17 protein-coding genes are annotated in these 18,436 nt (G+C 58.7%); 9 read left to right on the top strand and 8 right to left on the bottom strand.

Annotation, left to right across the window (positions count from 1 at the left end):
- Nucleotide 1: 1 nt before the first annotated feature.
- Together fabD and PKC81_RS04530 are read right to left on the bottom strand one after the other, a co-directional pair.
- Nucleotides 2-940 (bottom strand): ACP S-malonyltransferase, encoded by a 939-nt coding sequence (gene fabD / locus PKC81_RS04525; protein ID WP_324333545.1) that lies wholly within the window; start codon nucleotides 938-940, stop codon nucleotides 2-4.
- Between the two features lie 75 nt (nucleotides 941-1,015).
- Nucleotides 1,016-2,101 (bottom strand): ionic transporter y4hA, encoded by a 1,086-nt coding sequence (locus PKC81_RS04530; protein WP_324333548.1) that lies wholly within the window; start codon nucleotides 2,099-2,101, stop codon nucleotides 1,016-1,018.
- A 172-nt stretch (nucleotides 2,102-2,273) separates the two neighbouring features.
- On the opposite strand from PKC81_RS04530, the gene PKC81_RS04535 reads away from it, so the two are divergent.
- Entirely contained in the window at nucleotides 2,274-2,927 is a 654-nt protein-coding gene (locus PKC81_RS04535) for a cytochrome b/b6 domain-containing protein (protein ID WP_324333550.1), read from the top strand.
- Nucleotides 2,924-3,442, top strand: coding sequence for a hypothetical protein (locus PKC81_RS04540; RefSeq protein ID WP_324333552.1), 519 nt, complete (start codon nucleotides 2,924-2,926; stop codon nucleotides 3,440-3,442). Before PKC81_RS04535 ends, PKC81_RS04540 begins: the two co-directional genes overlap by 4 nt.
- Here the strand turns inward: PKC81_RS04540 and PKC81_RS04545 are convergent.
- Nucleotides 3,439-4,260, bottom strand: a complete 822-nt coding sequence (locus PKC81_RS04545; protein ID WP_324333554.1) for an LD-carboxypeptidase — start codon at nucleotides 4,258-4,260, stop codon at nucleotides 3,439-3,441. The genes PKC81_RS04540 and PKC81_RS04545 overlap by 4 nt on opposite strands.
- A gap of 55 nt (nucleotides 4,261-4,315) precedes the next feature.
- Here PKC81_RS04545 and PKC81_RS04550 point away from each other — a divergent pair, with 55 nt between their 5' ends.
- The 6 genes from PKC81_RS04550 to PKC81_RS04575 all read left to right on the top strand — a co-directional run bounded on the left by PKC81_RS04550 (nucleotide 4,316) and on the right by PKC81_RS04575 (nucleotide 11,906).
- On the top strand, nucleotides 4,316-5,719 hold the full coding sequence (locus tag PKC81_RS04550; RefSeq protein WP_324333556.1) for a Mur ligase family protein: 1,404 nt from the start codon (nucleotides 4,316-4,318) through the stop codon (nucleotides 5,717-5,719).
- A 36-nt stretch (nucleotides 5,720-5,755) separates the two neighbouring features.
- On the top strand, nucleotides 5,756-7,504 hold the full coding sequence (locus PKC81_RS04555; RefSeq protein ID WP_324333558.1) for a bifunctional metallophosphatase/5'-nucleotidase: 1,749 nt from the start codon (nucleotides 5,756-5,758) through the stop codon (nucleotides 7,502-7,504).
- A 139-nt stretch (nucleotides 7,505-7,643) separates the two neighbouring features.
- Complete coding sequence (gene rpsF, locus PKC81_RS04560; RefSeq protein WP_115549028.1) at nucleotides 7,644-8,078, top strand: 30S ribosomal protein S6; 435 nt, start codon at nucleotides 7,644-7,646, stop codon at nucleotides 8,076-8,078.
- 3 nt (nucleotides 8,079-8,081) lie between these two features.
- Nucleotides 8,082-8,306, top strand: coding sequence for a 30S ribosomal protein S18 (rpsR, locus tag PKC81_RS04565; protein WP_324333561.1), 225 nt, complete (start codon nucleotides 8,082-8,084; stop codon nucleotides 8,304-8,306).
- 11 nt (nucleotides 8,307-8,317) lie between these two features.
- The gene (gene rplI / locus PKC81_RS04570) at nucleotides 8,318-8,992 is read left to right on the top strand and encodes a 50S ribosomal protein L9 (RefSeq protein WP_324333564.1); all 675 of its coding nucleotides are present in this window, start codon (nucleotides 8,318-8,320) and stop codon (nucleotides 8,990-8,992) included.
- A 460-nt stretch (nucleotides 8,993-9,452) separates the two neighbouring features.
- Nucleotides 9,453-11,906 carry a hypothetical protein gene (locus PKC81_RS04575; protein WP_324333566.1) on the top strand — a complete coding sequence of 818 codons (2,454 nt, stop codon included), beginning with the start codon at nucleotides 9,453-9,455 and terminating at the stop codon, nucleotides 11,904-11,906.
- A 36-nt stretch (nucleotides 11,907-11,942) separates the two neighbouring features.
- Here PKC81_RS04575 and PKC81_RS04580 read toward each other — a convergent pair whose 3' ends face one another.
- The 5 genes from PKC81_RS04580 to PKC81_RS04600 form a co-directional block, all read right to left on the bottom strand.
- Nucleotides 11,943-12,374 carry a TrkA family potassium uptake protein gene (locus tag PKC81_RS04580; RefSeq protein WP_324333568.1) on the bottom strand — a complete coding sequence of 144 codons (432 nt, stop codon included), beginning with the start codon at nucleotides 12,372-12,374 and terminating at the stop codon, nucleotides 11,943-11,945.
- Nucleotides 12,367-13,767 carry a potassium transporter TrkG gene (locus PKC81_RS04585; protein WP_324333570.1) on the bottom strand — a complete coding sequence of 467 codons (1,401 nt, stop codon included), beginning with the start codon at nucleotides 13,765-13,767 and terminating at the stop codon, nucleotides 12,367-12,369. The genes PKC81_RS04580 and PKC81_RS04585 overlap by 8 nt, the downstream gene beginning before the upstream one ends.
- A 218-nt stretch (nucleotides 13,768-13,985) precedes the next feature.
- Nucleotides 13,986-14,606, bottom strand: a complete 621-nt coding sequence (folE, locus tag PKC81_RS04590) for a GTP cyclohydrolase I FolE (protein WP_324333627.1) — start codon at nucleotides 14,604-14,606, stop codon at nucleotides 13,986-13,988.
- A 108-nt stretch (nucleotides 14,607-14,714) separates the two neighbouring features.
- Nucleotides 14,715-15,368 carry a fructose-6-phosphate aldolase gene (gene fsa / locus PKC81_RS04595; protein WP_324333572.1) on the bottom strand — a complete coding sequence of 218 codons (654 nt, stop codon included), beginning with the start codon at nucleotides 15,366-15,368 and terminating at the stop codon, nucleotides 14,715-14,717.
- 85 nt (nucleotides 15,369-15,453) lie between these two features.
- A complete protein-coding gene (locus tag PKC81_RS04600) occupies nucleotides 15,454-16,134 on the bottom strand; it encodes a DUF4197 domain-containing protein (protein WP_324333574.1) in 681 nt (226 codons plus the stop codon).
- Nucleotides 16,135-16,247: 113 nt separating this feature from the next.
- Between PKC81_RS04600 and PKC81_RS04605 the strand changes: the two genes are divergently transcribed.
- Nucleotides 16,248-18,434 carry a primosomal protein N' gene (locus PKC81_RS04605; protein WP_324333629.1) on the top strand — a complete coding sequence of 729 codons (2,187 nt, stop codon included), beginning with the start codon at nucleotides 16,248-16,250 and terminating at the stop codon, nucleotides 18,432-18,434.
- Nucleotides 18,435-18,436 lie beyond the last annotated feature (2 nt).

Genomic DNA, 18,436 nt, shown 5'->3' on the forward strand with positions numbered 1-18,436 from the left:
ATTAAAGCTCCTTCAGGGCGGCTTCGATGTCGTCCATCGAAATGATACTGGTGGTAGCAACCTCGTCACCTGCGCTGCGCTTCACCATCGGCGAGAGCACTTTGCCGCCAAATTCGAAGAAATGGCTGACGCCGGCGTCACGCATCGCAATCGCTGATTCGCGCCAGCGGACGCGGCCGGTGACCTGTTCGACGAGCAGTTTGCGGATTTCATCGGGCTCGGAAACCGGTGCTGCCAGCACATTGGCAAAAACCGGTACATAAGGCGCATTGATCGCCGTCTGCGCCAGTGCATCGGCCATGCGGTCGGCGGCGGGCTGCATGAGCGGGCAATGGAAAGGTGCGGATACCGGCAGGAGGATGCCGCGTTTGATGCCATGATCCTTGACCAGCTCCACCGCGCGATCAATCGCGCCCTTATGGCCGGAAATCACGACCTGCGTCGGGTCATTGTCATTGGCAACGGTGCAGGTCTCTCCGTTCGCCGCAGCAGCTGCGAGTGCCTCCGCTTTTTCAATATCGGCACCGAGCAAGGCTGCCATCGCGCCGGCGCCCACCGGGACCGCCGCCTGCATCGCCTGCCCGCGCAGCTTTAGCAGCTTGGCGGTCGTCGCCAGATCGAAAGCACCGGCAGCACAGAGCGCCGTATATTCGCCAAGGCTATGGCCTGCAACGAAACTGGCCTCATCGGAGAGCTTCACGCCGCCTTCCTTCTCCAGCACGCGCAACGTGGCGATCGCATTAGCCATGATTGCGGGCTGGGCATTTTCGGTGAGCGTCAGGTCGGCCTCCGGACCTTCGCACATCAGCTTGAACAGGCTTTGTCCTAGGGCGTCGTCAACCTCTTGGAAAACCGCGCGCGCAACCGCACTTGCCTCGGCCAGCGCCTTGCCCATGCCGACAGCCTGGCTGCCTTGCCCCGGAAAGATGAATGCCCGCATGTTCGCTCCCTTATGCATCTTGTCGTTTCCAGCCGCCTATGGCGGGAAAGCCCGTGATGCAAGCAAGAGTGCGCGTCAGGGGATGATAGTTGTGAACAAATAGACCCCGAAAATGACAAGGTGGACGACGCCTTGCAGGATTGTCGTCTTGCCGGTCGCGAGGGCTTGCGCGCTGACCAGCAGCGTCAGCATCAGCAGCACCATCGACTTGCTGTCGAGCCCCAGCGCAATCGGCATCGCCATCGCAATGGAAAGCGCCGCAACGGCGGGGATGGTCAGTCCGATCGTCGCCAAGGCTGAACCGAGCGCGAGGTTAAGGCTGGTCTGCAGCCGGTTTGACAGAGTAGCGCGGACAGCAGCAACGCTTTCGGGCAAAAGCACCAGCCCGGCAATGATGACCCCGACCAGCGCGCGCGGCGCACCCCATTCCGCCACCATCTGCTCGACCGGCGCTGCCAATTGCTTTGCGAGCAGAACCACCGCAACAAGGCAGGCCAGCAATAAGGCAAAGGAGAGAGCGGCAGCGCGCGAAGTTGGGCGTTCGGCATGTTCGTCGACATTTGCCACCTTTTCCTTGGGCGGCAGGAAATAGTCGCGGTGCCGGAAGGTCTGAACACCAACGAAGGTCCCATAGAGGATCACCGACACAATCGCGACGAACGCCAGTTGCGAGGTTGAATAGACAGGCCCAGCTTCGGAAACGGTATAATTGGGCAGCACCAGACTGAAGACAGTTAACGCCGACAGCGTCGCCAGCGAAGCGCTCACGCCGGTTTGCTGAAAACTCTGTTCACGGTGCCGCAATCCGCCGATCAGAAGACAGATTCCGATAAGTCCGTTGAGAATGATCATGACCGCTGCGAACACGGTGTCGCGGGCCAGCGTCGCAGCGCCTTCTCCCGCAGCAGACATCAATGTGATTATGAGGCCCAACTCGATAACTGTTACTGCAAGCGCCAGCACCAGCGTTCCGTAAGGCTCGCCAATCCGGTGCGCGACCAGTTCGGCATGGTGGACTGCCGCGACCACAGCGCCCGCGAGCAAAATGCCGACCAGCCCCACCGGCAGCACCGCACCGAGGCTTGCCAATACACCCAGCAATGCGAGCAGCGGAAATGTCCAAACCCAGTGCGACAGCAATTTACCAAGCGTTCCCTGCATGGGGGCAATGTAGGCACAAATGACAGAAAGGAAAGGTCGGGATGCCGACTTTCCGAGCCACGCCTTCTGATAAGCAATTGCTTAAATGCCGGTTATCAGCGGCTGTCGGATGGACGGCAGCCGCTGCTCGCTACAATTGCCCCAGTTGAAACCGCAAGCACTGGAGCATCCTATGTCCGTCATCGAACCTACAAAACGGTGGGACCCCATCGTCAAACTGACCCATTGGGGGGTCGCGTCTGCCGTCATCGCCAACGCCCTTTTCACCGAAGAAGGATCGGGTTGGCATGTCTGGGTGGGTTATGCGCTGGCTGGTCTGCTCTTGCTGCGCTGGCTGTGGGGCTTTGTCGGCACCCGCAATGCCCGTTTTTCCGCCTTCCCCCCCAATCCGATGCGCGCCGTGCGCTACATAGTCGGAGCCCGAAAGGGCCAGCAAACACAGCATAGTTCACACAATCCGCTCGGCACGCTGATGGTATATGTCTTGTGGTCATGTCTGGCCGTCATCATCGCCAGCGGCATCGCCATGTCCGGCCCACCGCCTGCCAATCCTAATGTTCGTGAGGCTGGAGAGGCCTATGAGGCAGCTTCTTCCGAGGTGCGCGGCTATTCCGAAGAAGAAGGCGAGCAAGAGCGAGAAGAGCAGGAAGGTGGTGAATCGAGCGAAGGTGGCGAAGAGGTTCTGGAAGAAGTCCATGAAGTCGCGGTCAATCTGCTCTATGTCCTGATCGCATTGCACATATTGGGTGTCCTGTTCGAAACAATGCGGCATGGACGTGGAACCGTGGGAGCGATGATTCCCTTTATGAACCGAAGGAAGCCATGACGCGAAAAGTCGACAAACCAGCGACGACCGGCCCCGCAAGGGCCGGTCTGGTCGCTGTGATTGTCGGTATTCAGGCAATCGCCGCGATCTTTTTCATCGCCGATGCCATAGGCGATCTGGCGGCAGGCGAAATGGACTTTCACATATTGGTCGAAGCGCTGATCGCCTTTGCCTTGCTGGCAGGCGTCGGCATTGGCGCGCTGATGGCACGCCGCCTTTTGGCCGAGGCGCAGGAACGCGAACGCATATTGGCGATCGCCTCGGGCGCGCTCACCGAGCATATTCAGATGCGCTTTCGCGACTGGAAGCTGACCGATGCCGAAGCTGAAGTGGCGCTATTCGCCATCAAGGGCTGCGATGCCGCCGAGATCGCCCGGCTGCGTGGTGCGGCCCAAGGAACCGTGCGGGCCCAGCTAAGCCATGTTTACGCCAAGTCGGGCGTCGCTACCCAGGCCGAATTGGTCAGTCTGTTTATCGATGACCTGCTGCAGGTGGACTTGCGAAACCCGAACTAACCGATAGCGCCGAACGGTACGACCTTATTCGCGCTGTCATGCCCGATATCCGCTTCGCCCAGATAGCTGATACCGAAACGCTTACACCAGCGCCGCGCAATTTCCTCGGCCGTCTCGCCAAATGGGCGGTCATTCTCTGGTACATCGCTGACGCGGCCGAGGCGCAAGCCTGCAAGGCCGACCCCCTTCAAATGCTCTCCGACATGGAAAAAAGCGCGGTCGAAGGCATAGAGATATTCGCTGACTTCCTCGACCATCAAAACATGATCCTTAAGATCGGGCATCAGAGGTGTGCCGACGAGCATGGCGAGCGTCATCAGGTTGAAAGCCGCATATTTATGGCCTTTAAATATGTTTGATTCGAGAGACTTGGCATCACCTTTTACCAACCAGTCCAATGCTCGTTGAACAGCCTGATCGCCACCCTCCCGACGGATATCGGTCGGCATCGGGCCGTGGACAGGCCAGCCGATACCTGCCTTATACAACGCCGCCAGCAGGTTGCCCTGATCGCTATAGCCAAGATAGCTTTTCGCTCGGGCCGGAGCCTTGAGCCGTTTCACTGCATCTTCGGCAATCCGGCAAGCGCCGTAGCCGCCGCGCACAAACCAGACGGCATCAAATGCAGGGTCGTTGGCCAGGCGTACAAACGCTTCCAGCCGCTGCTTGTCGGTTCCTGCGAAATGACCATTTTCGACGAAGCATTGCTCATCAAAGACCAGTTTGGCTTCGGGATGGCTTTGTGCGGACAATGCAACCACCCGCTCGGCATCCTCGCGGGTGAAGGGAGTCGAAGGCGCACAAATGCCGATCCTCATAACCCCTCTCCTTTAAGCGATTGCCAAAATTGCCCTCGCGCAATAGCGGGGCTGGATGTCAAAAAACAAATCCTATTTCTTTTGCGGTATTGGCGGCTCGGGTATGTTGCCGCTGGCCAATATCGTCCGCGATGGTGGAGCAAAGGTCGCTGGTTCAGATCGCGCGCTCGACCAGGGGCGCCTCGCACCGAAGTTCGAATGGCTGCAGAGCCTGGGTATCGACATTTTTCCGCAAGATGGCAGCGGGCTGACCAGTGGCGGCCAAATACTGATCGCATCTGCCGCAGTCGAGGACAGCGTGCCCGATGTCGCTAAGGCCAAGGAACTGGGTTGCACGCGCATGACACGTGCCGAACTGCTTGCCCAATTGTTCAATGCTGCTCCGCGCTCGGTCGCGGTTGGCGGCACCAGTGGGAAGTCGACGGTAACCGGCATGATTGGCTGGATATTGACCGACGCCGGGATGGATCCGACCATAATGAATGGCGGGGTGATGAAGAATTTCGTCTCGGAAGGCACACCCTTCGCCAGTGCCCGTGTGGGCCATGGCGGGGTTTTTGTGTCCGAGGTCGACGAAAGCGACGGTTCGATTGCGCTTTTCCGCCCGGAAGTCGCTGTGCTCAACAATATCAGCCTTGACCACAAGTCGCTCGATGAATTGCGCCAGTTGTTCGGTGATTTCGCCAAAACAGCGAAACGCGCAATCTGGAACGCGGACGATATCGAAACCGTAGCTCTTTTGGCTCCCATGGGATTGCAGGACGCGATCAGTTTCGGCTTCACTGACCGGGCAGATGTACGCGCAGTCGATGTTATCGAAATGCCGCTGGGCAGCCGCTTTACACTGAAAGCCAATGGCCAGAGTTGGCCCGTGACATTGCAGGTTCCAGGACGCCACAATATCGCCAACGCCCTCGCCGCTATTGCTGCCGCGCTGGCGCTTGATGTGCCGGTCGCGCAGGCGGTCCATGGGGTGGAACGCTTTGCGGGGCTGGCCCGGCGCTTCGACATTGTCGGTATCGCAGGTGGCATCACTGTAATCGATGATTTCGGTCATAATCCGGACAAGACGGCAGCGACGCTGGCGACGCTGAAGGCTTTTCCGGGCCGCATTATCGCATTTTTCCAGCCGCACGGCTATGGCCCGATCCGGGTGATGGGCAATGAGCTGGCCGGGGTTTTTGCAAAACATCTCAACCGCGATGACTATCTGATCCTGTGCGATCCGGTCTATTTTGGCGGTACGGTCGACAAGTCGCTTGGCAGCCAGTCGATCACCGACGCCGTCGTCGCGGCGGGCAAGCAGGCAGAATATATTCCGAGCCGCGAAGACTGCGGCAACCGCATCGTCGAACTGGCGCAACCCGGCGATCGCATCGTCATCATGGGTGCGCGCGACGATACGCTGAGCGGCTTTGCCGCCGATCTGCTGACGCGCCTTGTGAAAGCCAGTGTTTGACTTGAACCCGTCATGCCAGTTTGCCATGGGTCGGCGATGAAGAAACTGCTCCTCGCTTTCACTGTCCTCGCTTTGCCCGGCTGCGCCAGCACCCGCATGGCGAATGAGACGGTCGCGCCGGTTGATATCCGTATCATCGGCATCAACGACTTTCACGGCCATCTCGATCCACCCAAGGCAACGACCGAAGTTCCCAACGAAGCAGGCGTAAAAGTCCGCATCCCATCCGGCGGCGTCGCCTATCTCGCCTCTGCCATCGACTCGCTGAAGGCGGATGCACCGAACAATGTCGTGGTGGCTGCAGGCGACCTGATCGGTGCCTCGCCGCTTTCCTCCTCGCTGTTCCTCGACGAGCCCTCGATCATGGCAATGGGCATGGTGGGGCTGGAGTTTAACGCGGTTGGCAATCATGAATTCGACCGCGGCACCGAAGAATTGCTGCGCATGCAGAGCGGAGGCTGCGAAAAGTTCACGCAATCCGAGCCGTGCCGAGTCGACAAACCCTTCCCCGGCGCGAAGTTCAAAATGCTGGCTGCGAACACAAAGAGGGCCGATGGCAGCACCCTGTTCCCGCCCTTCGCGCTCAAGAATTTCGGCAAGGGCAAGGCGCAGGTGACCGTGGGCTTCATCGGCATGACGCTCGAAGGGACCGCGAACCTGGTTTCTGCCGGACGGATCAAAGGCATCAGCTTTGCCGATGAGGCAGACACCGCCAATGCCTTGGTCCCGCAACTCAGGAATGCAGGTGCGGATGTCATCGTCGTGTTGGTTCACGAAGGGGTGAACAACAGCGGCGATATCAACAATCCCAAATGTGATGGCGTTTCGGGGACTTTGTTTCCGATACTCGACCGGCTGGACCCGGCTGTCGATCTGGTCGTTTCTGGCCATACGCATCAGAGCTATGTCTGCGACTATGCCAATATCAACCCGGCCCGCCCGATCCTGCTGACCAGTGCCGGTTCGCGCGGTCAGGTCGTGACCGGTATCGATCTGAAGGTCGACCCCCGAACCGGCAAAATCCTATCCAAAACCGCGCGCAATGTGGTGGTGCAAAGCGAGGCCTTCTCCAATGCGCGCGGCGAAGTGCCTCTGGTCGAAGGCTTCCCTATCTTCGCGCCGCGTGCTGATCTGGCAGCGCTGGCCAGCCGGTATCGGGAAGCGGCGAAGGCAGAGGCCAACCGCGTGGTCGGAACGCTAGCGGGCGCTGCGACGCGCGACCGCGGCAAGACCGGCGAGAGCGTGCTGGGCAATCTGATCGCAGACGCCCAGCTCTCGGCAACCGCGGGTGCCGAAAATGGCGGCGCACAGATTGCCTTCATGAACCCCGACGGCATCAGGGCCGATGTTGTGCCGGACGCCGACGGTAACGTCAGCTTCGGAATCGTTTTCGCAGCGCAACCCTTCGGCAACACGCTGATCACCAAAACGCTGACGGGAAACCAGATTATCGGAATATTGGAGCAACAGCTCAATAATCCGGACTGGTACCGCATTCTTTCTCCATCGAGCGGCTTCCGCTTCGGATATGACCTGTCACGTCCCATTGGCCAGCGGGTATTGTTTGCGACGCTGAACGGCGTGTCGCTTGACGCCAACGCATCATACCGCGTCACTGTCAGCGACTTCCTGTCAAACGGTGGCGATGGCTTTTCGCTGTTCAAGGATGGCACCGATCCGGCAGTGGGGCCCACCGATCTGGAAGCTTTCATTGCATTCCTGTCGCGTGGCGGAACCACTGCGCTGCCAACGCTCTACCGGGTCGAGAACAAAACCCCGCAATAATCCGCCAAAACCCTTGCATTCCCAGCCATTCCGGCGTAGTGGCGCGCCTTCGCCCGGGACTGCCCGGCCGAAATGAAGAAAGCCGGAGGGGCGCTCGCATGGGGCGACGTCAGCGATCGGTAAGAGAAGGAAGACGCCCATGCCGTTGTACGAGCATGTTTTTTTGGCGCGTCAGGACCTGTCACAAGCACAGGTAGATGCGCTGGCTGAAAATGCCACCAAGATCGTCGAAGAGAATCAGGGCAAGGTCGTGAAGACCGAAACCTGGGGCCTTCGCAGCCTTGCCTACAAGATCCAGAAGAACCGCAAGGCGCATTTCGTGATGCTCGACCTTGACGCTTCGGGCGATGCCATCGCCGAGCTGGAACGCCAGACCCGCATGAACGAAGATGTGATCCGTTACATGACCGTCCGCGTGGACGAGCATGAAAAAGGCCCGTCGGTGATGATGCGCAAGCAGGAACGCAGCGACCGTGGTGATCGCGGTGGCTTTGGCGACCGTCCTGACCGTGGCCCCCGCCCCGACCGTGGTGATCGCGAAGCCCGCGCTCCCCGTGCTCAAGAGGAGATCTGATCCATGGCACGTCCGTTTTTCCGTCGCCGCAAGTCCTGCCCCTTTTCGGGCAAGGATGCTCCGCGCATCGACTATAAAGATACCCGCCTGCTTCAGGGTTATATCTCTGAACGTGGTAAGATCGTTCCCAGCCGCATCACCGCCGTTTCGGCGAAGAAGCAGCGTGAACTCAGCCAAGCCATCAAGCGTGCACGCCATCTTGGCCTCATGCCCTATGTCGTGAAGTAAGGAGAAGACCCATGGAAATCATCCTGCTTGAACGCGTGGAAAAGCTGGGCCACATCGGTGATGTCGTCACCGTGAAGGACGGTTACGCCCGTAACTTCCTGCTTCCCAACAAAAAGGCGCTTCGCGCCAACGAAGCCAACCGCAAGGTTTTCGAAGCCAATCGTGCGAAGATCGAGGCAGACAATGCCAACCGTCGCGGCGATGCCGAAAAGCATGCGACCAATGTCGAAGGCAAGCAGATCGTCCTGATCCGCGCGGCTTCGAACACTGGCCAGCTTTATGGCTCGGTTTCGGTCAAGGACATCGTTGACGGCCTGAATGCACAGGACGCGAAGGTTTCGAAGGCGATGATCGTTCTCGAACGCCCGATCAAGACCCTCGGCGTGTTCGACGTCAAGGTCGTTCTGCACCCCGAAGTTTCGGTGACCGTCACCGTCAACGTTGCGCGTTCGGACGATGAAGCCGAACTGCAGAAGGACGGCGTCAACGTCATCGACCAGATGTTCGAAGACGAACAGGCTGAACTCGCAGCCCAGGCCATCGAAATGGCCGAAGCCCGCGAAGCTGCGGCTGACGAAGCCGATGCCGCCGACGCAGCCCGTATCGAAAAGCTGAAAGAAGAACAGGCCGCCGCCAAGGCAGCCGAAGGTCTTTCGGCTGACGCAGGCGAAGACGAAGCCAACTAAGCTTCCGTCGCAGACGCAAACAAAGAGCCGCCCCGCCACACGCCGGGCGGCTTTTTTGTTGCGCCCAACACAACTTTGGGCGCGGAGCTTAACAACGCATAACCGGAGAAAATTCTCTTTGCTTACTTAGATTCTAGCCTGCCCGACTATTCAGGAATCCCTAGGCATGCAATTTTGATGGTATTGGAAAAAGAGATGATTGGTGGCCTGTACCGTCATTGAGTGACCAGCAACTTTCAGCGCCAGGCTCGCAAACCAGTAATACATTGCAAGCGCAAAGCGCTTACGAAAGGCCGCACTAATGTCGGCCGGTCGACAAAGACGACATACAGCATCGTCTGAGTTGTAACGCAATGTTGACCGTGACATAGATCACAGCACCACGACCTTAGTATCCACCATTGCCAAGCACAATAAATCTGGCAAGGTTGCGGATTAGGCTGTTGGGGACAAAAGCAGAATGATGAAGCGGTTGACGGTATTGGCAACGGCAATGTTGCTTCCATATGGGGCAAGCACACAGACTGTTGAGCCAGCCAAGACGGTACTGACGCCGCTTGTAACGTCCGCTCCGCGCCTACCGTTCGATGCCAATAGTCCGCAGACATGGGCCCCACTCACCAAATACCCGATTGACAAGCTGCCTCCGGAAATGGCCGATGCTGTTAGGATGTACGAACGCATTGTTGGCCCCGCCAACGCTATGGCCCCCGTAAGTACTGGTGTTGGTGGACCGCAGTTTGTTATCAACGCGGCCGTTCCGGTAAAAAACAATATCCTCGTGCGCCCCAAAACCTGTCTGCCGGAGAAGCAAACGATATCTGCACGCTGGCTTCCGCTGAACCAAAACCCTGAAGAGTCTCCCGAAAGCTATTATGGCGACGGGGTAAACTGCGCACCTGATGGATATGGAATGCTAACCTATCGCAATGGTACAGTATGGATCGGAGAGGTCGCGGAAGTCTATCACAGTCAGTATATAGAAAAAAATGGATCAGAGAAAGCTTTGAAAAAGAAACAAAGCTTTATCGCGGTTGTGCCAGTTGGCGTCGGCATTTTGCGAACAAGAGATCGAAAAAAATATGGTGGAGGTTTGATCGTACGATCTGTGTTCAAATCGAAGGCTGATGTTACGCAACTGCCGATGCCGCTCCAGCAAGACCCTCAATTGAAGATTTATGCCATACCCAAAACGATCGTTCCGGTCGGGCGACTATACGAAACTAATTATGCTGTTGGTCTCGATCATGCTGGAAATGGACAAGGTCAGCTATTTTATGCAGATGGTAACCGCCTAACCGCGCTTTTCAAAAATGCAGTCGTCGCTCCAAAAGCCATTGGTCGACATTATCTACCGAACGGCGATCAACGTTCTGGCGAGGTCGCGTTCACAGGTCGATCAGGGGTAAAATTGACAGGAATTGTTGAAGAAACACTCCGAAATCCAGATCCGATTAGCAAAGTTCCTGCCGGAAAATATCTGTTCTTCCATAGAAGAGGAGAAGACGGGGATTGGGTGCGAGAGCTGATTAGACCGCTGGGTGAAACATTGTTCGCCGGTGGACCAAAGCCCGCACATTGTTTGGAGCCAAGCTTTCGGCCGGCGGATTGGGTGACTTTTTGGCCAATGTGTCGTGACAAGGGAACCAATAAACAAGGGAAATCTGTCCCGGCCTTTTCTGTCTCTTTCTCTCCAAATGGAGAGCAAGCTATTTGGGAATATTTCGGTGATGGAGCAGGTTCGCAGGACGACCGCGAAAAGTGGCAATTTTTCTGGCAGCAACTGGATTCATCAGGGAAGCTAGTGCGTTCTGTCGCTGCTAATATGCTAACTACAGCGCCCGTATTCGGACCGGTTGGTTTTGCCCGTGCATCTGATTCAAAGGGAGAGTTTGCTGGAGAGTTTCTGGGGCTAGTACCTAATGGACCTGGCACATGTCGGCTATGGGAAGAGAAAGGTAGCGAACCATGCTTTTATGCCAATGGTGTACGAACCGATGAAATTCACCTAGCCCGACAGGAACTAAAGGCGCTCGAGTTAGAGACTAAACGTGAAAATGAGCGTATCGCGGCAGAACGTGCAGCCGAAAGGCAGCGCATAGAATTGGTACAACAAAACCACGAAATCAAGCTAGCAGAGGCACGGCGGCAGGCGGAGCAAGCAGAAATTGATGCCGAAAATGCAGAGATCGATGCGCAAAATGCTGCCCAAGGCAACCCGATCGCCAATGTTTTTGCAGATTTGAATGACAAATTCAGGGTTGCGGCAGAAGAAAATCGACGCGGCTGGGAAGAGGTTGACGCGATCAACGCCGAGCAGCGCCGACAGGCTGAGGAACGCGCTGCAGCGGCAAGAGCCGAGCAATCCCGCCAGGCTCAAGTCAATGCCGAGGCATCACAGGCAAGAAACCAGCAAATCGCACAAGCGCAGGCACAAAGTGCTGCCGAAGCACAACGACGTCACAAGGAAGTCCGGGCTAGGCTGGAAGCAGCGAAGCAGAAAGCGGCTGCGGACCGGGCGATTGCATCTCAAGCCTCCGTCAATCAAAGCAATGGCAATGGCACAGCTGGCGGTCAGGCAAGCGCGGCTGCTGTAAATATCATATGGCTGGAAGGCGTCGTGATATGCCCCGCGAAGGAAGGCTTCATAGGCAGTACAATGTGCCACGGCCCTTTCCAAAATGCGCTTGTGAACCTTACCGTGCCTGCCGAAATTGCCAGAGCATGCGGCACAAGTCAGCCGGTTCGCAATATGGGGACACTAGCGGGGAACCGCGTTTACGGTTGCGGTTTCGGCATCAATCCGACGCAGGACAGCTCACCGCATATCGATCAAGCCAATCGTTTTGGTATTAATGTGCCTAACCGGCAAATTTACCGCTGCCCGCAAACCCAGTCGACTATTTGCCGCTAAGAATGTAAATTCAGGACAGTTCCGCCCCCTCCCCCCTCAAGCCCCGCAAAGCTGCTCCGCCAGCGCGTGGCCCATATCAGCCTCGGGGAACACCACCTTGGAAACGCCCAGCCGGGTCAGGATCAGGCCGTGCTGGCGGGTCGAAGCCTTCGCCCAGATATCCTTGATGCCCAACTCCTGGAGCGCGAGGACGGAGAGCACGCTGCCCTCCAGGCTCGCGCCGATCGCGACCACGGCATAGTCGACCTCGTTCACGCCCAGCGCGCGCAGCGCCTCTGCCTCGGTTGAATCCGCCTGCACCACATGCGGCAGGTCGTCGGCGAGTTTCTGGACAATATCGGCATTGCCATCAATGCCGACCACCTCATGCCCCAGCTCGACCAGACGCAGCGCAACAGCCTCGCCAAAGCGGCCAAGGCCGATCACCGCGACGCTTTTCTTCTCCGCGTTTTTTGCTTTCCTAGCCAATGAGAACCTCCTCTTTTGGGTAATGGTAAAATACGGGTTTGCCGCGTGACGCAAGCGCCGCGAACAAGGTAATCGGGCCGACCCGCCCGACGAACATCAGGAATATCAGCAGATATTTGCCGGAATCGGTGAACTGTGCGGTAACGCCGGTGGAGAGGCCGACGGTAGCGAAGGCCGAAACTGCCTCAAACATCGCATCGCGCGGGGCAATCTGCGGCGAAAGCGCGACGAGCAGATAGCCGAGCCCGAGCACCAGCACCGTCGCGAGCGCGACAACCGAAATGGCACGCCGCTGATTATGCTCCCCGATGCGGCGACCGAATGCCTCGACATCGGGCTTGCCGCGGATTTCGGACCAGATGATCAGCAGGATGACGACCACCGTCGCCACCTTGACGCCGCCCGCAGTCCCCGCGCTGCCCCCGCCGATGAACATCAGGATAGAGGTGAGCATCAGCGACTGGTCGGAAAGCTCCCCGATATTGACCGCGTTGAACCCCGCGGTGCGCGCGGTGACCGACTGGAACAGGCCGTTGAGCACATGCGCGTGCGGCTCCATATTGCCCATCGTCGCGCCATTTTCCCATTCAAGTATTATGAACAGCAGCGCGCCCGCAACCAACAGGAAGGCATAGCCATAGAGCGTCAACCGCCCGTGCAGCGAAATCCGCTTCCAGCCGCGCTGCGTCCACATGTCGCGATAGACCGGATAGCCGATGCCCCCCGCGACAACCGCCGCCATGATCGGGGTGAGGAACAGCCAGTCCGATTGGAAGCCCATCAGATTATCGCTCCACAGCGCGAAACCGGCATTGTTGAAGGCAGAAACCGCGTGGAAGAGCCCGTTCCATGCCGCGTCCGCCAGCGGCTGGCCATGGCCAAGCGCAAGCCAGCCAAACAGCCAGAGCCCGACTATGGCTTCGAAGGTGAAGGTGAAGGCGACGATGATCTTCAGCAGCGGGCGGACATTGCCCGGGGTGATCCCGCTATTTTCCGCCGCCAGCCCGCGCCTGATGCCAAAGCCCATAGTGCGGCTGAACAAGGCCACGAGCAGCACCGAGGCGCTCATAATGCCAAGGCCGCCCAATTGGATCAGCACGAGGATCGTCAGCTCACCCTGCCCCGACCAGTGGTTGGGCACATCGAGCGTCGACAGCCCGGTGACGCACAGCGCCGAGACAGCGGTGAACCAGGCGTCGACAAAAGGCGTCCCCTGCCCGCTTTCAGTCGCCGAGGGCAATGACAGAGCAAAAGCGCCGAGCAGCGAGACGAGGAAGAAAAGCAACGGCACGATCTGCACCGGCCGCGCGAACAAGAGGTTCACCAACCGGTCGAGCGTGCCGACGGCGAGCCGTTCTACAAGATGTTCGGGATGATGTGGTTGTTCCGCCAAGACTTTCCCCTCTGCCGCAGGGCCTTAACGGCAATGATTGTGCTGGGGAAGAAAAATGCCGTGGCGATGCCACAGCCAGTGCACAGAGCATCGTCATTCCCGCGAAGGCGGGAATCCATCACCGGCTATTCAAATTTACTCGTCCGGTGATGGACCCCCGCCTTCGCGGGGGTGACGAACTTGGGGTGAAGGTAGGGAGAAAAAACTATCCGGCGTCCTCAATAACCCATCAGACTCATCACTTCCTTGCGGCTCGACTGGTCGTCAAGGAAGCAGCCGAGCAGTTTGGAAGTGACCATATTGACGCCGTGCACCTTCACCCCGCGCCCGGTCATGCAGCCGTGCTGCGCCTCGATCACCACCGCGACGCCTTCTGGCTTCAGATGCTCCCAGATGCAGTTCGCGACCTCTGCCGTCAGCCTTTCCTGCACCTGCAGGCGGCGGGCAAAACCGTGGAGGACGCGGGCGAGCTTGGATATGCCGACAACACGGTCGGTCGGCATGTAGGCGATTGAGGCCTTGCCGATGATCGGCGCCATATGATGCTCGCAATGCGACTGGAACGGAATGTCCTTGAGCAGCACCAATTCGTGATAGCCGCCTACTTCTTCAAAAGTGCGCGAAAGATGGACAGAGGGGTCTTCGCCATAGCCGGCGCAATATTCGCGCCAGGCACGACCGACACGGCGCGGTGTATCGATCAGGCCTTCACGGCGCGGATCGTCACCCGTCCAGCGGATCAGCGTCTTGATCGCTTCAAGCACCTCGTCTGGAACGACAACCTTGCCACTCTCGTCAATCTCGTCATCATAGTGAATGTGCGCGATGGGAAACACCATTTCGGGTCTGTTCATGCTGGTCCTCCTGCCGATCAACTCGGTCTATGGCCTATCCAGCTACGCTCGCCCGCCTTTCCATTCCATACAGCCAAAGGCCTTTAGGGTTAATCACCCGATAGCCTGCCCCGTTTTCGCCCAGTCAGCGAGGAAACCTTCTATGCCCTTGTCGGTCAGCACATGTTTGAACAGCCCTTTGATCACCGAAGGTGGAGCGGTCATCACGTCAGCACCGATCTTTGCCGCCTCAAGCACATGGATGCCATGGCGCACGCTGGCGACGAGGATTTCGGTACCGAAATCATAATTGTCGTAGATCAGGCGGATATCGGAAATCAGGTTCATCCCGTCAAAGCCATTGTCGTCATGACGACCGACGAAAGGCGAAATGAAGGTCGCCCCTGCCTTGGCCGCGAGCAGCGCCTGGTTGGCCGAGAAGCAAAGCGTGACATTGACCATCGTGCCGTCGCTGGTCAGCGCCTTGCAGGTTTTGAGACCGTCGATGGTCAGCGGCACCTTGATGCAGACATTGTCGGCAATCTTGCGCAGAACCTCCGCCTCTTTCATCATTGTCGCATGATCGAGTGCGACGACTTCTGCCGAGACCGGCCCGTCGGTCAACCCGCAAATCTCTTTGGTCACTTCCATGAAATCGCGGCCCGATTTCATGATCAACGAAGGGTTGGTGGTTACACCATCCAGCAGGCCGGTTGCGGCCAGTTCCTTGATGTCGTCGATTTCGGCGGTGTCGGCGAAGAATTTCATTGGTGCGCAGCTCTCAATAGATGGGTGGAATCACTTCACCGCCTATAGGCAAAAGCGCCATCGCTTGGACAGCGCTATATTGCGCCTATTTGAGCAAACCGAACACGGCGATCAGCATCGGGTCATTGGTCTTCTGCGGATTCGCGCGGATGCCTTCTTCCTCAAGCCCGATCGCCGCCCAGATCGCATCGTCGGCCTTGCGGGTGATATCCTGACCGAGCGCCTGCATATCAAAGCCGGTGACCGACTGGACCGCGCGGTTGATCACCTGATCGTCGAACAGGCGCAGCCCTTCGGAAATGCCCGGCAGCATGGCGTCGAACAGCGCAATGCCCATCTTTCCGCGCAGGAACCGAGTGGCGGCTTGCGGCCCGCCGCGCACGATTTCGTCGGCAGCTTCGATGCTGACCATCCGGATCGTATCGGCAATCAACGGGGCGGCACGCTCGGCACCTTTTTCGGCAGCCCGATTGAGTTGGCGATGCAGCCGGTCGCGGAAGGACTGGCTTTGCAGCACAACCGACAGGATTCCCGTCCCGCGACTGCCACCCAACCGGTCAGGCAAGGCAATGCGCGCAACCGAGTGATCGTAGAAACCACCGGGTTGCAAAAGCAGTGCGAACGCATTTTGCGATGCCGCCACCAGCAACCGGCGAATGACTTCGGCAAGGCTGTAGCGCGGACCGGACGCGCAGCCGGCCAGAGCGAGCGTCGCCCCTGCTGCACTCGCAAGCAAAAACTGGCGGCGTTCAAACACTATCGACATGAAACGACTCCTCCCAAACCCTATCGCGTTTGAATATCAGAAAAATTCCGTCTCTGCCATGAATGGGACGCCAAATACGTGACGCAGCGATGGGCGCACCCTATATCCGCCGGATGAATCGTCCCCGTCCCTCCGGCAAGCGTGTGCGCGTGGTCCTGTTGACGCAAGTCATCGGGCCGCTCGACTATCGCCTGCCCGACTGGATGGAAGCCGATGTCGGTTCAGCGGTCGTCGTACCTCTGGGGCCGCGCAAGATGGTTGGCGTGATCTGGGATGACGGCGTATTCGGCGACGAGGCGGTCGAGGAGCACCGCCTGCGCAACGTGTTGGAGGTTATCGACGTCCCGCCTATCAAGCGCGGTCTGAGAAGGCTCGTTGATTGGGTCGCCGACTATTATTTGTCTAACCATGCTGCCGTGTTGCGGATGGTGATTTCATCCTCTGCCGCGCTGTCAGCCGGAGGAACTGTCACCGAATATCGGCCTTCAGGAATTGAGCCCGCCCGGTTGACCCCGCAACGCGCAGCTGCGCTGGATGCTTTGGTGGACGTGCAAGGGCTGGTGCGTGAGCTGGCCGAACAAGCGGGCGTCAGTGAAGGCGTGATCCGTGGGCTGGTAAAAGTTGGCGCGCTGGAGCCGGTGACAGTCAGCATCGATGCGCCCTTTGCGGCACCGGATCCGGAGCATCATCGTCCAGAACTATCTGACCTACAGGAAGCTGCTGCCGGGGTGATGCGCGATGCGGTGAAACAAGGCGCGTTCGAGCCGATTGTGCTCGATGGCGTTACCGGTTCGGGCAAGACCGAAACCTATTTTGAAGCGGTCGCAGAAGCTCTCAAGACTGGCAAACAAGTGCTTGTCTTGCTACCGGAAATTGCACTCACGCAGCCCTTTCTTCAACGCTTTGAGGCACGCTTCGGGGTCGAACCTGCAACATGGCATTCGGGGATGAAACAGTCGCAGCGCCGCCGCGTGTGGCGCGGCGTAGCCGAGGGACGGGTGCAAGTCGTCGCCGGTGCACGCTCGGCACTGTTCCTGCCTTTTGCCAACCCCGGACTGATCGTCGTCGACGAGGCGCATGAGATCAGTTTCAAACAGGAGGATGGCGTGCGCTATCATGCGCGCGACGTTGCCGTGATGCGTGGCAAGTTTGAAGGCTTCCCGGTCGTGCTGGCGTCGGCAACCCCAGCGCTTGAGAGCCGCCACATGGTCAGCATCGGCCGCTATAAGGGCCTGGAAATCCCATCACGCTTTGGCGCTGCGAAGATGCCACGGATCGAAGCGATCGACCTGACGCAGGATCAGCCAGAGCGCGGCCACTGGATTGCCCCTACATTGCTCAAGGCGCTGGAGGAAAGGCTGGAACGCGGCGAGCAGAGCCTGCTGTTCCTCAACCGCCGAGGTTATGCGCCACTCACCTTGTGTCGCAATTGCGGACATCGGTTCGAATGCCCCAATTGCACTGCATGGATGGTCGAGCACCGGCTGGTCCGCCGCCTTGCCTGCCATCATTGCGGCCATGTGATGCCGCCGCCTGACGCCTGCCCCGAATGCAGCGCCGAAGACAGCCTCGTCCCCTGCGGGCCCGGGGTCGAGCGCATCTGCGACGAGGTGCAGCGCATGTTACCCGAGGCGCGGACCATCGTCGCAACTTCAGACACATTATGGTCGCCGGAAAAGGCCGCCGAATTTGTTGCACTGGTCGAGAATAAGGCCGTAGACATCATCATCGGCACGCAATTGGTGACCAAGGGCTATCACTTTCCCGAACTGACGCTGGTGGGTGTGATCGACGCTGATCTTGGTTTGGAGGGCGGCGATTTGCGCGCCGCCGAGCGCACCTTCCAGCAGATCGCGCAAGCCGCCGGGCGGGCAGGTCGAGCAGAGAAGCCCGGCGAAGTCTTCATCCAGACTCGCAATCCGTCGCACCCTGTGATCGCGGCACTGGTCGAAGGCGATCGCGATGCCTTTTACGACGCCGAAACCGCGCAACGCCGCCGCGCCGGCGCCCCGCCTTTTGGGCGTTTCGCCGCGATCATCATCAGTTCTGAAGATGAACGCGAAGCCATCGAAGCTGCGCGCGCAATCGGCGGTTCGGCTCCTGAAATTGAGGGGATGCACGTCTATGGCCCCGCTCCTGCTCCGCTCGCCATGCTGCGCGGGCGGCACCGGCAACGCCTGCTGGTTCACGCCCAACGCTCGGTCGAGCTGCAGAATATCATGCGCGAGTGGCTCGGTGGCCTACAATTCCCGCGCGGGGTGCGCGTCGGGGTGGATGTAGATCCATACAGCTTCCTGTAAGC

The sequence above is a fragment of the Sphingorhabdus sp. genome, from assembly GCF_035329025.1.
In the GTDB taxonomy this organism is placed as follows: domain Bacteria; phylum Pseudomonadota; class Alphaproteobacteria; order Sphingomonadales; family Sphingomonadaceae; genus Sphingorhabdus_B.

Bases quoted from the DNA above. Each gene is read 5' to 3' on its own strand.
- PKC81_RS04540 (WP_324333552.1), top strand. From the start codon at position 2,924: ATGACGCGAAAAGTCGACAAACCAGCGACGACCGGCCCCGCAAGGGCC.
- fsa (WP_324333572.1), bottom strand. From the start codon at position 15,368: ATGAAATTCTTCGCCGACACCGCCGAAATCGACGACATCAAGGAACTG.
- PKC81_RS04600 (WP_324333574.1), bottom strand. From the start codon at position 16,134: ATGTCGATAGTGTTTGAACGCCGCCAGTTTTTGCTTGCGAGTGCAGCA.
- PKC81_RS04530 (WP_324333548.1), bottom strand. From the start codon at position 2,101: ATGCAGGGAACGCTTGGTAAATTGCTGTCGCACTGGGTTTGGACATTT.
- rplI (WP_324333564.1), top strand. From the start codon at position 8,318: ATGGAAATCATCCTGCTTGAACGCGTGGAAAAGCTGGGCCACATCGGT.
- PKC81_RS04545 (WP_324333554.1), bottom strand. From the start codon at position 4,260: ATGAGGATCGGCATTTGTGCGCCTTCGACTCCCTTCACCCGCGAGGAT.
- rpsF (WP_115549028.1), top strand. From the start codon at position 7,644: ATGCCGTTGTACGAGCATGTTTTTTTGGCGCGTCAGGACCTGTCACAA.
- PKC81_RS04575 (WP_324333566.1), top strand. From the start codon at position 9,453: ATGATGAAGCGGTTGACGGTATTGGCAACGGCAATGTTGCTTCCATAT.
- folE (WP_324333627.1), bottom strand. From the start codon at position 14,606: ATGGTGTTTCCCATCGCGCACATTCACTATGATGACGAGATTGACGAG.
- fabD (WP_324333545.1), bottom strand. From the start codon at position 940: ATGCGGGCATTCATCTTTCCGGGGCAAGGCAGCCAGGCTGTCGGCATG.
- PKC81_RS04605 (WP_324333629.1), top strand. From the start codon at position 16,248: ATGAATCGTCCCCGTCCCTCCGGCAAGCGTGTGCGCGTGGTCCTGTTG.
- PKC81_RS04555 (WP_324333558.1), top strand. From the start codon at position 5,756: ATGAAGAAACTGCTCCTCGCTTTCACTGTCCTCGCTTTGCCCGGCTGC.
- PKC81_RS04550 (WP_324333556.1), top strand. From the start codon at position 4,316: ATGTCAAAAAACAAATCCTATTTCTTTTGCGGTATTGGCGGCTCGGGT.
- rpsR (WP_324333561.1), top strand. From the start codon at position 8,082: ATGGCACGTCCGTTTTTCCGTCGCCGCAAGTCCTGCCCCTTTTCGGGC.
- PKC81_RS04535 (WP_324333550.1), top strand. From the start codon at position 2,274: ATGTCCGTCATCGAACCTACAAAACGGTGGGACCCCATCGTCAAACTG.